The sequence below is a fragment of the Leifsonia sp. NPDC058194 genome (assembly GCF_042883605.1).
GTDB lineage: Bacteria > Actinomycetota > Actinomycetes > Actinomycetales > Microbacteriaceae > Leifsonia.
On record NZ_JBHVVL010000005.1, the window covers coordinates 114,929 to 129,645 of the forward strand.

The following is a 14,717-nucleotide window of genomic DNA, read 5'->3' on the forward strand; positions in this document are numbered from 1 at the left end:
CGTCACTCCACCGCGATGAGACGGATCGCCATGTGCTCGCGGCCGGGCAGCGGCACGCGGAACGCGCCCTCGTACTCGCCCGGCAGCCGGTCGATCGTCATGTTCCAGGTGTCGATCACGTCGACCGTGTAGCGCACCCCGGCCGTGCGCACGACGTCACGGTAGCGCGGGCGGCCGAAGCCGAAGTAGGCGATCAGGTAGCGACCGGCCACTCCGCCCCAGCGCACGTCCCAGTCGCTCGGGAGCGGCTCGAGCACGCCGGTCGGCGACTCCGCCGTGATCTCCGCGAGGAAGCGGATGCGGTCGGGCGACGTGCCCACGAGCTCGCCGCCCTTCGACCACCAGAGCTCCTCGCGATCGTTGAGATAGGTCTCGCCGTGACCGACGTAGCCGCCGCGCACCGCGCCCTCCCAGAACCGCCGGGTCAGCTCCTCGCCGGAGATGTTGCCCCAGCCCTGGTCGATGTCGCCCTCGTAGGCGCACTCGTCGATCACGACCGGCTTGCCCCACTGCTCGCGCCACTCGTCGGTGTTCTCCGCCGTGCGGTACACGTCGACGCGCTGCACGCTCGCATGCGTCACCCACGGGCGCGAGTGGTCGTAGAACCCGAAGCAGTTGTGGATGGAGAGGAGGTGCCCGCTCGGGTCCTCCTCTCCGACGATCGCGGCGAAACGCTCCAAGTCGTCCTCCGTCTTGGCGCGCAGGAGGTCGTACTCGTTCGCGAGGGACCACCAGACGTTGGCGAACGCCGCGAGCCGCCGCACGACGTAGCGCAGGTAGCGGTCGTCGGCGGCGCGACCCAGATCGGAGAAGCCCCACCGGTCGTAGGCGTGGAAGAGGATGAGGTCGGCCTGCACTCCGAGCGCGTCCAGCCGGCGCAGCCGTTCTTCGAGCCGCGCGAAGTACTCCGGATCGAAGCGGGCGAGGTCGAACGAGCCGTCCTCCCGCTGCACGAACGGGTACCGGTCGGGGTCGTTCGTATTAAAGAGGTACGCCTTCGGGAACAGGCACATCCGCAGCTTGGTGAACGGTGACGCGGCCAGGGTGTCCAGCGTCTGCTCCTGAAGCTCGTCGGGCTGGTGGGTCCACGCGTAGGCGGTGGTGCCGAGCGGCAGGTGGCGGGTGCCGTCGGCGTGCGCGAAGTGGAACGTGTCGGCGACGCGCACCGGGCCGTGGTTGTCGGGCGCGGGGCCGGTCACGGTGAACGCCCCCGCGACGCCGTCGAGGGAGCGGGCGGTGGAGTCGGTGACGAACGTCCACTCCCCGTCCTCGGGCGGCAGGTAGCGGACGACGTACCGGCCGCCGCCGTCGTAGAACCCACCCACGCGCACCTCGGCGCCGCCGCCGGACGTGAACGTGGCGTGCAGGTCCACGTCCACGAAGGGGTTGCCGTGGTCGGGACCGTCGAGGCTGAGCTCGAACACCCTCCAGCGCTCGACCGCGTCGGGGTGACGCGGGACCGCGCTCCCCCGCTCGACCGAGGACGCCTCGTAGGCGGGGTCGGGATCGATGGCGGGCGCCTCGACCCGCGGGGCGGCGACCGTCGCCTCCACCGCGGCGAGGGACGCCCACAGCCGTTCGACGGCGCCGTCGTCGAGATGGCTGCCGCCGAACGCGACCACCTGCCCCAGCGGCATCAGCCGCATCTGCGCCAGGAGGGGCGAGCTGATCAGCCCGGGGAGGTACTGCTGCAGGAGGTCGTGGGCGTCGCCGTGGTCGAGGGCGTCGCTGAGCAGCGACTCCGCTGTGTAGCCGGTCACTCGTCGATCCCCTGTTCTGTTCCGCGGTAGTGGACGGCCGCGACCGCGACCTCTCCGTCGCGAGCGTAGACGCCTTGCACCCGGCCGGTGAAGGAGGCCGTCGTCTCGGCCGAGAGGTAGCGCCCGTCGACCGTCGCCAACGTCACGTCGACCCCGCCCGCCGAGGCGCGGAGCACCAGGTGGTCGGAGGTCATGGCGGCGGGCCCGAACCCGGCGGGAGGGGCGACGCCCTCGATGGCGAGTGCGACGTCGCCGGGCGGCAGCTCGGCCTCCCAGGTCTGCTCCAGCAGGGCCAGCCGGTAACGGGCGACGACGCGGACGCCGTCCGGCGTCGCCGACGCCTCCACCGAGACGTGGTCGTGCTCGTCATAGCGCACGGCGACTCCGCCCGTTCCCGCGGTGACGTCGATCGTCGCCGAGAAGTCGGCGAACGGCGTGACCTGGCGACGGCCGAGGAAGGCCGGCGTCGGGTCGTCGAGGCCGCGGCCGGAGCCGTCGAGCACGAGGCGACCGGCCGTGTCGAAACGGGTGAACGTCGACGGCTCACGCCGCACGGCGAGCCAGCCGTCGTCGAGCCGGCGCTCGCCCTCGCTCCCGCCGTCGCGCTCGCCCTCCGGGCCGAACACGATGTCGTAGTCGAGGGAGGGGGAGGCGGGCCGCAGCTCCACGGGCTCGACGATCGGCCAGCCGTCGACCCAGGTCACCGGGGTCGCGAAGGTCTCGCGGCCGAGCGCGCTGAACGCCTGCGTCATCCCGAGCGGGCGCATCCCGAGCAGCACCAGGGCGGTGCCGCCGTCCGGGGTCTCGACGAGGTCGCCGTGACCCGTGTTCTGGATGGGCCGGGAGGTGCTGCGCGCGCTGAGCACCGGGTTGCCGGGGTGCGGGTCGAACGGCCCGTACGGCGAGTCGGACCGGGCGACGCTCACCGCGTGCCCGCGCTCCGTGCCGCCCTCGGCGATCAGGAGGTACCAGTAATCGCCTCGCCGGTAGAGGTGGGGCGCCTCGGGGAACTTCAGCCCCGTCCCCGACCAGAGCGACCGGGGCTCCTCGAGCGTGCGACCGGTCGCGAGGTCGACGCGCACCTGTTGGATGCCGTGGTGCGCCCCGAGGTCGTCGCCGGTGGTCTGCAGGCCCGAGAACGTGACGACGGCGGTGCCGTCGTCGTCCCAGGCGAGGTCGGGATCGATGCCGGTCACGCCGGGCAGCGGAGTCCCGTCGCTCCACGGCCCCGCCGGGTCGGTCGCCGTGTAGACGATGCAGCCGCGCCCCATCGCGATGGTGACGATCACATGGAAGACGCCGTCGCGGTGGCGGATGGTCGGTGCCCAGACCCCGCCTCCGGTGGGCACCTCCGCCAGCCCCGCCTGGGCGTCCCGGGTGATGACGGTGCCGATCAGCTCCCACTGCACGAAATCCGTGCTGTGGTAGACCGGCAGTCCGGGCAGGTATTCGAAGGTCGACGTCACGATGTAGAAGTCGTCGCCCACCCGGAGGACACTCGGATCCGGGTTGAATCCGGGGAGGAGCGGGTTCGGGAAGACGCGCTGCGCGACGGCCGCCGCCGGGGCCGTCACGCGCCCGCCTCCGCGAGCTGCTCGGCGAGGCGGCGGCGGTCCTCGCGGCGCTCCTCCTGCCGGTCCGGGTCCGGGATGGGCGCGGCCAGGAACAGCTTCTGCGTGTACGGATGCTCGGGCCGGGACGTCACCTGGTCGCCCGACCCCCACTCCACGATCTCGCCGTGGTACATGACGGCGACGCGGTGGCTGAGGTGGCGCACCACGCCGAGATCGTGCGAGACGAAGAGGTAGGCGACCCCGGTGCGGTCCTGGATGTCGCGGAACAGGTCGAGGACGCGGGCCTGGGTCGAGAGGTCGAGTGCCGAGACGGGCTCGTCGCAGACGATCAGCCGGGGGTCGAGCGCGAGCGCCCGCGCGATGGCGATGCGCTGCCGCTGACCGCCGGAGAAGTCGCGCGGGAGGCGGGCCGCCGCGTTGGTCGGCAGCCCCACCTGGTCGAGCAGTTCGCGGACACGCTGCGCGGCCTGCTTCGCCGGGACCTTGCGCACGACGAGCGGCTCGGTGAGGATCTGCTCGATCGTGAGGGACGGGTTCAGCGACGTGTACGGGTCCTGGAAGACCACCTGGATCTCGCTCGACAGTGCACGTCGCTGCCGACGGCCGTAGCCGGAGATGTCGGCTCCGTTGTAGAGGATCTCGCCTCCCGTGACCGGTGCGAGGCCGAGCACGGCCCTGCCGAGTGTGGTCTTGCCGGAGCCGGACTCGCCGACCAGGCCGACGGTCTCGCCGGGCCGCACGTCGAGCGACACCCCCTTGAGGGCGCGGAACGGCTGCGCACGGAAACCTTTGACGGGGTACTCGACGACGACGTCGCGCACATCGAGGAGCGTCGGTGCCTGGGGCGCTGTCGGACTCATCGTGCGATCCTTTCCGCGCCGGTCTGCGCGGGCTCGGCGAGCGGGGCACGGGACTCCGCCTCGTCGAGGATCGCGTCGAACAGCGATTTCGTGTACTCGTGCTCCGGGTGCGCGAAGATCGTGCGCACCGGACCGGACTCGACGATGCGGCCGCCCCGCATCACCGACACCCGGTCGCACAGGTCGGCGACGACGCCGAAGTTGTGGGTGACCAGGATGACGCCCATCTGGAGCTCGTCCTGCAGCGACCGGAGCAGGTCGAGCACCTCCGCCTGCACGGTCACGTCGAGCGCCGTGGTGGGCTCGTCGGCGATGAGCAGATCGGGCTCGCACGAGATGGCGCACGCGATGAGCACGCGCTGGGCCATGCCGCCGGAGACCTCGTGCGGGTAGGCCGCGAAGGTGCGCTGCGGGTTCGGGATGCCGACCTTCGCGAGCAGCTCCAGCGCCCGGGCGGTCGCCTCCTTCTTGCCGATGCCGAGGCAGAGGCGCATCGGCTCGACCAGCTGGCTGCCGATGGTGAACGACGGGTCGAGGTTCGACATCGGCTCCTGCGGGATGTAGGCGATGCGCCGCCCGCGGAGCTTCTGGAACTCCTTCTCGGGCAGCGTCGCCAGATCTTTCCCGTCGAACAGGATCGAGCCGCCGGTGACCCGGCCGCCCTCGGGCAGCAGGCCGAGCACCGACCAGGCCGTCTGGGTCTTGCCCGAGCCGGATTCGCCGATGAGGCCGTGCACCTCGCCGCGGCGCACCGTGATGGAGACGCCGTGGACGACGGTGGTGACCGAGCCGTCCTGCTGGTCGTAGCCGACCGACAGCCCGCCGACCACGAGCAGGTCGCCGTGTCCGAACGAGGAGGTCCGTGTGTCGTCGGGGTGGCGCACCGCGTCGTCGCGACGGGACTCCTCGTCGCCGGCGGCGGGCTTGCGCGCCTTGTGCCGGCGGCCTCCGGAGCGCTCCAGCTCGTCGCGCATGGCGTTGGCGAGCAGCGTGAGCGCGATGGAGGTGAGAGCGATGACCGCGCTCGGCCACAGCATGAGCAGCGGGTCGGCGTAGATGTTCGCGAAGCCGTCGTTGAGCATGCTGCCCCAGGTCGGGATGCTCATGTCGCCGAGCCCCAGGAACTCGAGCCCGGCCTGGATCGCGATCGCGATGCCGGCGATCATGGCCGCCTGGATGATGACGGGGGCACGTACGACGGTGAGGATGTGGTGCGCGATGATGCGGGTGTCGCCGAGGCCCGAGACGCGCGCCGCATCCACGTACAGCTCGTTGCGGACGCTCGTGACCGAGGCGTAGACCAGCCGGAAGAACGCGGGCGACATCAGCACGCCGAAGATCGCCATCGACAGCCACATCGACGGGCCGAGCACCGAGCGGGCGGCGAGCAGGACGACGATGCCGGGCAGCGCCATCAGGAGGCCGGTCAGCCACGACGAGACCGTGTCGAACCAGCCGCCGAAGTAGCCGGCGATGAGTCCGCCGATCACACCGATGACCATGGCGACGACCAGTGCGAGCAGTGCGCCGGCGATGCTGAAGCGTCCGGCGAAGAGCAGACGCGAGAGCACGTCGCGGCCCGCGCTGTCCGCACCGAGGGGGTGCCCGGGCCCGGGAGGGGCGAGCACGTCGTTCAGCGACGCGGCGTTGGGGTCGTGCGGGGCGAGCAGCGGTGCGAAGACCGAGACGAGCACGAGCAGGAGGAGGAAGACGATGGAGACGATGCCGACGGGGTTGCGCAGCAGGCGCCGCAGGAGCGACACGTTCGCGCCGCGTTCCTCGACGGCGGGCGTCAGGGACGGGTCGGGCAGTGGGGCCGATGAGGTCATGAGAGGCGCACCTTGGGGTTGAGCCAGCCTTGCAGCAGGTCGATCAGGAGGTTGACGATGACGACGAGGGCCGCCGTCACGACGACCAGTCCCATCACCAGGGGGATGTCGCCCTGGCTCGTGGCGGTCACGGAGACCTGACCGAGCCCGGGGATGGCGAAGATCTGCTCGACGATGACCGCACCGCCGAACATGCCGACGAACTGCACGGCCAGCACCGCGAGGGCGGGGCCTCCGGCGTTGCGGAGGACGTGCTTGTACACGACGCGCCCGATCGGCACCCCGTGGGCTCGGAGCGTGCGCACGTAGTCCTGGCGGAGGGCGTCGATGACCGAGCCGCGGATCTGCTGGGTGACACCGGCGATGCCGCCGAGCGCCAGAGCGATGATCGGCAGGGTGACGGTGGAGAGCCAGCCTGCCGGGGAGGTCGCGAAGGGCACGTACCCGGTCGGCTTGAACCAGTGGAGGTTGATGGCGAGCACGATCACCAGCCCGAGCGCCACCAGGAAGCCGGGGATGGCGAAGCCGAGGATGGAGATGACCTGCACGACCCGGTCGACCCAGCCGCGACGGCGGGCCGCCGCGACGCCCAGGACGACCGCGATGATCGCGCTGACGACGGTGGCGCCGATGACGAGCGAGAGCGTCACCGAGAGGCGCGAGGTGATCGCGGTGGAGACGTCCTGGCCCGTGAACCACGAGGAGCCGAGGTCGCCGGTGACCGCGTGGCCGAGCCAGTCGGCGTACTGCACGATGACGGGGCGGTCGAGGCCGAGCGAGTGCGCCTTCTGGGCGACGCCTTCGGTCGTGGCCGACTGGCCGAGGATCCGCCGGGCGATGTCGCCGCTGCCCGCGTAGAGGAGGAAGAAGGCGACGGTCGAGACGACGAAGAGGAGGACGACGCCGGAGAGGAGCCGGCGGGCGATGAAGGTCAGCACTGCTGCCCCTTTCGATCGGAGACCCGGAGGTCGGGGACGGGGCGGGCCGCATCGGTGACGCGGCCCGCCCGGCCGGCTAGGACTTCGGGGTGAAGTTCCACAGGTAGGGGTAGGCGTTGCCCTGCTGGACCGTGACCGCGGTGTTCGCATCGGTCACGTAGCTGGACTGCATCCGGTACCACGGGGCGAACCAGGCCTGCTTGACGATGTAGTCGTTGAGCTGCTTGGTGGCCGCGTCGGCCTCGTCGGTCGTGCCCGTCTGGATCGTCTTCACCAGCGAGACCACGGTGGGGTCGTCGTAGTGGTACGGGTTCCAGGAGGCGGTGGGCAGGAGCGAGAAGTTGGCGATCTGCCAGGCGGTGGGGTCCTCCTGCAGGATCATGTAGATCGAGCCGAACTTCGGGGCGAGGACGTCCGAGATGAAGTTGTTGCCGGTGTCCGTGTACTTCACGGTGATCCCGACGGCCTTCAGCTGCTCGGCGATCAGGGTGTAGGTCGCCTGGCCGAGGAGCGACGACGACGGCTGCTCCAGCGTCAGGCCGTTGGCGTAGCCGGCCTCCTTCAGCAGCTCCTTGGCCTTCTCCGGGTTGTAGGCGTAGTAGCTGTCGAGCGACTTGTCGTAGCCCGGGGAGTTGGTCGGGAAGATCTGCGACGTCGTCGTGCCGTAGCCCTTGCCGACCGCCTTGAGGAGCGCCTTGGTGTCGAACGCGTAGTTGATCGCCTGGCGGACGCGCACGTCGCCGAGGGCCGGGTTGGTGGTGCCGCCGCGGTCGAACAGGATCAGGCCGGTCCAGTTGAGTTCGAGCGGGTTCACGGTGAACCCGGCCGCCTTCATCTGGTCGAGGGAGTTGTTGTCCGGGGTGTTCGCCGCGTTGACCTGTCCGCCCTTGACGGCGTTGAGGAGCGAGGTCGCGTCGCCGTAGACGTTGAGGACGAGCTTGTCGTAGTGGACGGTCTTGGGCGCCCAGTACTTGTCGTTCTTCGTGAAGGTGTACGACGAGCCGACGACCGTGTCCTTGGTGTCGAGGACGTACGGACCGGAACCGACGGGCACCGTCTTGATCGTGGAGCTGGTGAACGCCTTCGGGCTCTCGACCAGGCCCGCGTTCTGCGTGAGCGAGGTGAGGAGCGCGGGGTCGGGCGCCGAGAGGTCGATCTCGAGCGTGGTCGGGTCGACGGCCTTGGCGGCGGACACCAGCGCGAGAAGCGACTTGTTCGGGGAGTCGCCGTCACGGAACCGGATGAGGTTCTGCGCGGCGACGTCGGCGTCGAACTTCGTGCCGTCGGTGAAGGTCACGTCCGACCGGAGGGTCATCGTGAGCTTCGTCTTGGCGTCGTCGTACGACCACTTGGTGGCGAGCCACGGCACCACGGTGCCGTCCGGATCCGCCCGGACGAGGCCGTCGTAGACCGCCTGTCCGTAGGGCGACTCGTTCGCCCAGTTGATGTCCTGCGCCGAGAACGTCGTCGCAGGCACGAGCACACCGAGAGTGAGCGTCGAGCTGCTGCCGCCCGACCCTCCCGACGTCGCCGTGCAGCCGGTGAGTGCCAGCCCCACGACAGCGGCGACAGCCGCCAGCCTCTTCCATCGGAACATCTTCGGTCCCTTTCAGATCTGGTAGTCCGTCGTCGGACTAACGCTGAGAAGCGAAGCTAACACAAAAACCGAATAGCTACTCGGTTTTTGTTCGCCGCGCTCGCGAGGGCTGCTACCCTCACGTTCATGACAACGACTGGTCGCCGTCGTGGCGCTTACGCCAAGACCGCCGAACGTCGCCGAGAAATCCTCGAAGCCTGTATCGAGGTGTTCGCCGCCTCCGGATTCCGGAGCGGCTCGATCCGCGAGATCGCCGAACGCGCCGGCATCAGCCAGGCGGGCGTCCTGCACCACTTCGCGAACAAATCCGAGTTGCTGGCGGCGGTGCTCGACCTGCGCGACGAACGCGCGCTCGAGTACATCCCGCTGGAGGAGGGCGTGCCCGGGCTCGACACCGTCCGCGGCTACGTCGCCCTGATCGAGCACAACGCGACCGTGCCGGGACTCGTCGAGCTGCACGCGGTCGTCTCCGCCGAGGCGACGGCCCGGGATCATCCCGCGCACGCCTACTACACCGGCCGCGACGAGCGCGTGGTCAGCGCGCTGATGCGCGCGTTCCGCGACATGGCCGCGGCCGGCCAGCTGCGGCCGGGCATCGACCCCGACGAGACCGCGCGGGCGCTGATCGCGCTGACCGACGGCCTGCAGCTTCAGTGGCTGTACCACCCCGACCAGGTCGACATGGCCGGCCAGCTGCGCACCTACCTGCGGCAGGTGACGGTCGAGGAGTTCTGACCGGCTCATCGTGCGGCCCTCGCGAGCTTGGCGAAGAGGTCCTCGAACATGAGCCGGAGGTCGAGCCGGGTGAAGACGCGGATGCTGCGCCCGCTGCCGTCGAACGTCGCGACGCCGTCGGCTGAGAGCCGTGGCGCGGGACGGAGCACGGACTCGCTCGACGACGCGTCGGGCTCGAACGACGACTGCAGCGCCGTGAGCAGCACCAGCGGGCTGTCGCCGTAGACGTAGGTCTCGCCGAGCGGCAGGCCCGCCGCGCCGGCGAACTCGGCGACGCGGTCGATGCTGTCGGCGAGCAGGGCTCCGATCGCCCCGCGCGGGCGGATGCGCGCATCCAGCTCGGCGGTCGAGAGCAGCGCCTGGCGGTACGCGTTGCGCGGCACCTGCCAGAGCGGGAGGTCGGAGTCCTCGAGCACCACGCGCGCAGCGATGGGGTCGATCGCGAGGTTGTACTCGACCTCCGAGTGGCCGGGCGGCGGCGAGGCGAGGTCCGGATCCTCCGGACCGCCGATCCACACGATGGTGACGCGCTCGGCGATCCGCGGCTCCATCAGCCACGCGCTCGCGATCTCGGTGAGGCCGGCGCCGCAGGCGAGGTAGAGCGGCAGGTCCGTGTCGTCGCGCATCGCCTCGAGCACGATCGCGGTGGCCGCGACGGAGCGGATGGGGGTGCGGGCGTCCGCGAGACCGACGTTGCTGCCCGCGATCACGCGGGGGCTGCCCGGCGCACGGGCGGAGCCGACCGCGTCGACGACCTCCTGAGCGCGGGCCGCCGCGTTCTCGCCGGTGCGTTCGCTCGGGTCGAAGGGATCGCCGGGGCGCAGGTGGCTTCCGATGATGGCGCGCAAATCGACCGAGGGCGACAGGAGGTGGTGCGCGAGCTGCACCAGACCGTCCGGGTCGCCGGAGTAGTCGTTGTCCGCGATCACACGGATGCGAGGCTGCGTCATCGTCTCCTCCTGGGTCCGTCGGCGTCTCCGTCGTGCGCCGATTGACAGCATTGTGCACCGCATGACACACTCATTGCAAGTTTGGTCACGAGTGAATAGGTATGCACACCATGTTGTCGAAAGATCCTGAGCAGATCGAGAGCTGGCGCCGGCGGCGCGAGCAGCTCGGCTCCGCGAGCGCCGACGAGCGCTCCGAACTCCTCTCGGAGACCGCCCGCCGCACCCGCCGCCGCATCGTCCGCATGATCGGCGACGCCGGCCAGGGCCACATCGGCGGGGACCTCTCGGTGACGGACATCCTCACCACGCTCTTCGCCTACACGATGCGCATCGACCCGGCCGCCCCCGCCTCCCCCGACGGCGACCGGTTCATCCTGAGCAAGGGGCACTGCGCGGCGGCGCTCTACTCGACGCTCGCCGACACGGGGTACTTCCCGCCCGCGGCGCTGAACACGTTCATGCAGCCGTACTCGGAGCTCAACGGCCACCCCAACCGCAACAAGGTGCCCGGGGTCGAGACCAACACCGGCCCGCTCGGGCACGGCCTCCCCGTGGCCGTCGGCCAGGCGGTCGCCGCCCGGCTGCGCGGCGTCGACGCACGCGTCTTCGTGGTGCTCGGCGACGGCGAGATGCAGGAGGGCAGCAACTGGGAGGCCCTCATGGCCGCCGCCCACCAGGGTCTCGGCAACCTGACCGCGGTCGTCGACCGCAACCGCCTGCAGCAGGGGGCGCGCACCGAGGACACCAACGCGCTCGACCCGCTCGACGCCAAGCTCGCCGCGTTCGGCTGCGAGGTGCGCGAGATCGACGGCCACGACTACGACGCGCTCATCGAGGCCTTCCGGCCCTCGACCACCGGGCGGCCCGTCGCCGTCATCGCCAACACCGTGAAGGGCAAGGGCGTGTCCTTCATCGAGGACCGCGTCGAGTGGCACCACAAGGTGCCGACCGCGGACCAGATCGCCCAGGCACTCGAGGAGCTCGCATGACCATCGGCACCCTGAACACCGGCACCATCGCGGAGGCGCCGGGCTACGACAACCGCACCGCCTTCGCCGACGAGCTCATCGCTCTCGCCCGGACCGACGAGCGCATCGTCGCCGTCTGCAACGACTCGGTCGGCTCCAGCAACCTGGTCGCCTTCCGCGACGAGTTCCCGGACCGCCTCATCAACGTCGGCATCGCCGAGCAGGACATGGTCGGCGTCGGCGCAGGGCTCGCGAGCTCGGGACTCATCCCGTTCGTGTGCGCCGCCGCGCCGTTCCTGACGGGCCGCTCGCTCGAGCAGGTGAAGGCGGACGTCGCCTACAGCCGCCACCCGGTCATCCTGTGCGGGATGAGCCCGGGCATGGCGTACGGCGAGCTCGGCCCGACGCACCACTCCGTCGAGGACCTGTCGTGGCTGCGCGCTCTCCCGGGACTCGACATCGTCGTACCGGCGGACCGCCGCCAGACACGGCAGGCGCTGCGCAACGCCGTGGCCGACCCGCGCCCCACCTTCATCCGCGTCGGCCGGCACAAGGTGCCCGACGTCACCTCGCCGAGCAGCGAGCTCGTGCGCGGACGCTTCGACCTGGCCCGCGCTGGCGACGACGTCACGATCGTCGCCACCGGAACCCTGGTCTCACGGGCGCTCGGCGCCGCCGAGATCCTGGAGCAGGCCGGACTCTCGACCCGCGTGCTCAACGCCGTCTACATCTCCCCGCTCGACGTCGACGCGATCGTCGCGGCCGCCGGCGAGACGCGCGCCATCGTGACCGCGGAGGAGGCCAACGTCGCCGGCGGCCTCGGAGCAGCCGTCGCCTCCGTCGTCGCGCAGCTCCCGTCGCGTTCCCGGGTACCCCTGCGTATCGTGGGCCTCACCGAGTTCGCCCCGACCGGGAGCACCGACACCCTGCTGGAGCACTTCGGCCTGACCCCCGCCCACCTCGCCGACGCCGCCCAGGAGGCCCTCGCGAATGTCTGACACGCGACGCGACGTGATCGTCGCCGTCGACCAGGGCACCAGCTCGACCAAGGCGGTCGCCGTCGATCGCGCGGGCACCGTGCTCGGTCGCGGCTCGGTCGCCATCGGCCAGGACCACCCCCTCCCCGGCTGGGTGGAGCAGTCCGCCGACGAGATCGCGACCAGCGTCGCCGTCGCGGCGGCGGAAGCCGCCCGTCAGGCGGCCGAGGCCCATGGCGCCCGCGTCGCGGGCGTCGCTCTCAGCACCCAGCGCGAGTCCGCCGTCGTCTGGGATCGCGAGACCGGCGAGCCCCTCGGCCCGGTGCTCGGGTGGCAGGACCGCCGGACGGCCGACGCCGCCCGCGCGCTCGGTGCGGCTGGACACGGCGAACGCGTCCGTGCCGTCTGCGGACTGCCGATCGACCCCATGTTCTCCGCCCTCAAGTTCGCCTGGCTGCTCGACGCGGTCGATCCCGACCGGCGACTCTCCGGCGCGGGCCGCATCGGCGTCGGAACCGTCGACGCCTGGCTGGCCCAGCGGCTCACCGGCGAGTTCCGGGTGGAGGCGGGCAACGCCAGCCGCACCGCACTGCTCGACCTCGGCGCACTCGACTGGAGCGACGAGCTGCTCGACCTGTTCCGCATCCCCCGTGCCGCCCTCCCCCGCGTCGCCGCCTCGGACCAGGCGACGGAGGCCGTCCGTGGCATCGATGCACTTCCCGCAGGCACCCGCATCCATGCCGTGCTCGGCGACTCGCACGCCGCGCTCTTCGGGCACGGCGCTCGCACACCGGGCGCGGTGAAGGTCACCCTCGGCACCGGGTCGTCGGTCATGGGCCTTCTCGCCGGGCGCGAGCAGGCGCCGGCGGGTCTCGTCACGACGGTGGCGTGGTCCCTCGACGCGCCGTCGTACGCCTTCGAGGGCAACATCCTCTCGACCGGCGCCACGCTCGTCTGGCTCGCCGGACTGCTCGGGAGCACACCGGAGGAGCTGATCGCGCTGGCCGGCGCGGCCGGCCGGGGAGAGGCGGCGCACGGCGTCGACCTGGTCCCCGCTTTCGCCGGCCTGGGCGCGCCGTGGTGGGACGAGCACGCGCAGGCGGTGCTGAGTGGCTTCGACCTCGGCACCTCCCGGGCGGAGGTCGCGCGGGCCGCCGTCGACTCCATCGCCCTCCAGATCGGCGACGTGCTCGACGCCGCATCCTCCGGCGGCGACCGGGCCGGCGAGACGGTCCTCGTCGACGGCGGACCGGCCGCGAACGACGTGCTCGTGCAGCGCATCGCCGACCTCACCGGGCGTTCGGTGCGCCGCCCCGGGTCCGCCGGCCTCTCCGCCCTCGGCGCCGCCCGTCTCGGCGGTGTCTCCGCCGGCATCTGGGGCGACGACGACTTCGGCGGCGACACCGCCGCCGAACTGTTCCGGCCCGCGGCCGATCCCGGGTGGGCCGACGCCCGCCGCCGCCGCTGGCACTCCGCCCTCGACCTCGCCCGCAGCGCCGCCCCGGCGCGAACCCCGCAGCACCAGTGACAAGGAGAACACCATGAGCAATCAGCGCTACGGAGCCGGAATCTGGCACTTCGCCACCTACGTCGACCGCTACGCCACCGACGGCTACGGCGACCCGCGCACGATCATCGACGCGATCGACCTGGCGGGGCAGGTGCGCGACCTCTCGGTCGTCGACCTCAACTGGCCGTTCTTCGGCGGCGACTTCAGCAACGAGCAGGTGAAGGAGGCGCTCGACCGCAACGGCCTCGGCGTCATCGGCATCACCCCCGAGATCTACACCCGCGAGTTCGCGAAGGGCGCCTTCACGAACCCCGACCCGGGCGTGCGCCGCCGCGCCCACGAGCTCATCACGGACGCGGCCGACGTCGTGCGCGCCTTCGGCGCCGACTATGTGAAGCTGTGGCCGGGCCAGGACGGCTGGGACTACCCGTTCCAGGTCGACCACGGCGCGCTCTGGAAGAACTCGCTCGACGGTGTCGGGCAGCTCGCCAGCGAGAACCCCGATCTGAAGTTCGTGATCGAGTACAAGCCGCGCGAGCCGCGCGTGCACATGTCGTTCGACTCCGTCTCGCGCACCCTGCTCGGCATCGAGAGGATCGGGCTGCCGAACGTGGGGATCCTGCTCGACTTCGGCCACGCCCTGTTCGGCGGCGAGTCGCCTGCCGACTCCGCCCAGCTCGCGATCGACTACGGCCGCCTGTTCGGGATGGACGTCAACGACAACCTGCGTTCGTGGGACGACGACATGGTCGCCGGCACCATCCACCCGATCGAGCTGTTCGAGTTCTTCTACACTCTGCGCAAGAACGGGTGGGAGGGCGTCTGGCAGCTCGACCAGTTCCCGTTCCGCGAGGACAGCGTCCAGGCGGCGGACCACGCCATCGACTTCCTCAAGGCCGCCGAGCGCGGGCTCGACAAACTCGACTTCGCCGCCCTGCAGGCCGCCCAGGACCGGCATGATGCGGTCGGTGCCCTCGCGCTCGCCCAGAGGGCCCTGTTCAGCTCGTACTGATGTCGCG

Annotated in this window: 12 protein-coding genes; 5 read left to right on the top strand and 7 right to left on the bottom strand. The window is 71.1% G+C overall.

The window, feature by feature from the left end:
• Window positions 1–2 precede the first annotated feature (2 nt).
• The 6 genes from ACFVU2_RS17860 to ACFVU2_RS17885 form a co-directional block, all read right to left on the bottom strand.
• On the bottom strand, window positions 3–1,760 hold the full coding sequence (locus tag ACFVU2_RS17860) for a DUF5605 domain-containing protein (RefSeq protein ID WP_387877108.1): 1,758 nt from the start codon (window positions 1,758–1,760) through the stop codon (window positions 3–5).
• On the bottom strand, window positions 1,757–3,334 hold the full coding sequence (locus tag ACFVU2_RS17865; protein ID WP_387877111.1) for a family 43 glycosylhydrolase: 1,578 nt from the start codon (window positions 3,332–3,334) through the stop codon (window positions 1,757–1,759). The genes ACFVU2_RS17860 and ACFVU2_RS17865 overlap by 4 nt, the downstream gene beginning before the upstream one ends.
• Window positions 3,331–4,194: an ATP-binding cassette domain-containing protein gene (locus ACFVU2_RS17870; RefSeq protein ID WP_387877114.1), complete on the bottom strand. Its 864-nt coding sequence runs from the start codon at window positions 4,192–4,194 to the stop codon at window positions 3,331–3,333. The genes ACFVU2_RS17865 and ACFVU2_RS17870 overlap by 4 nt, the downstream gene beginning before the upstream one ends.
• Window positions 4,191–6,023 (bottom strand): dipeptide/oligopeptide/nickel ABC transporter permease/ATP-binding protein, encoded by a 1,833-nt coding sequence (locus ACFVU2_RS17875; RefSeq protein ID WP_387877116.1) that lies wholly within the window; start codon window positions 6,021–6,023, stop codon window positions 4,191–4,193. Before ACFVU2_RS17875 ends, ACFVU2_RS17870 begins: the two co-directional genes overlap by 4 nt.
• Window positions 6,020–6,961 carry an ABC transporter permease gene (locus tag ACFVU2_RS17880; protein WP_387877119.1) on the bottom strand — a complete coding sequence of 314 codons (942 nt, stop codon included), beginning with the start codon at window positions 6,959–6,961 and terminating at the stop codon, window positions 6,020–6,022. The genes ACFVU2_RS17875 and ACFVU2_RS17880 overlap by 4 nt, the downstream gene beginning before the upstream one ends.
• 76 nt (window positions 6,962–7,037) lie before the next feature.
• Entirely contained in the window at window positions 7,038–8,558 is a 1,521-nt protein-coding gene (locus ACFVU2_RS17885) for an ABC transporter substrate-binding protein (RefSeq protein WP_387877121.1), read from the bottom strand.
• A 126-nt stretch (window positions 8,559–8,684) separates the two neighbouring features.
• On the opposite strand from ACFVU2_RS17885, the gene ACFVU2_RS17890 reads away from it, so the two are divergent.
• Window positions 8,685–9,293 carry a TetR/AcrR family transcriptional regulator gene (locus ACFVU2_RS17890; protein WP_387877124.1) on the top strand — a complete coding sequence of 203 codons (609 nt, stop codon included), beginning with the start codon at window positions 8,685–8,687 and terminating at the stop codon, window positions 9,291–9,293.
• 5 nt (window positions 9,294–9,298) lie between these two features.
• Here ACFVU2_RS17890 and ACFVU2_RS17895 read toward each other — a convergent pair whose 3' ends face one another.
• The gene (locus tag ACFVU2_RS17895) at window positions 9,299–10,243 is read right to left on the bottom strand and encodes a nucleoside hydrolase (RefSeq protein WP_387877126.1); all 945 of its coding nucleotides are present in this window, start codon (window positions 10,241–10,243) and stop codon (window positions 9,299–9,301) included.
• Window positions 10,244–10,353: 110 nt separating this feature from the next.
• Between ACFVU2_RS17895 and ACFVU2_RS17900 the strand changes: the two genes are divergently transcribed.
• The 4 genes from ACFVU2_RS17900 to ACFVU2_RS17915 are packed head-to-tail and all read left to right on the top strand — an operon-like array spanning window position 10,354 to window position 14,710.
• Window positions 10,354–11,232, top strand: a complete 879-nt coding sequence (locus ACFVU2_RS17900) for a transketolase (RefSeq protein ID WP_387877129.1) — start codon at window positions 10,354–10,356, stop codon at window positions 11,230–11,232.
• A complete protein-coding gene (locus tag ACFVU2_RS17905; RefSeq protein ID WP_387877132.1) occupies window positions 11,229–12,209 on the top strand; it encodes a transketolase family protein in 981 nt (326 codons plus the stop codon). The genes ACFVU2_RS17900 and ACFVU2_RS17905 overlap by 4 nt, the downstream gene beginning before the upstream one ends.
• A complete protein-coding gene (locus ACFVU2_RS17910; RefSeq protein WP_387877134.1) occupies window positions 12,202–13,716 on the top strand; it encodes an FGGY family carbohydrate kinase in 1,515 nt (504 codons plus the stop codon). Before ACFVU2_RS17905 ends, ACFVU2_RS17910 begins: the two co-directional genes overlap by 8 nt.
• 13 nt (window positions 13,717–13,729) lie before the next feature.
• Window positions 13,730–14,710 (top strand): sugar phosphate isomerase/epimerase family protein, encoded by a 981-nt coding sequence (locus tag ACFVU2_RS17915; RefSeq protein ID WP_387877137.1) that lies wholly within the window; start codon window positions 13,730–13,732, stop codon window positions 14,708–14,710.
• Window positions 14,711–14,717: the final 7 nt, after the last annotated feature.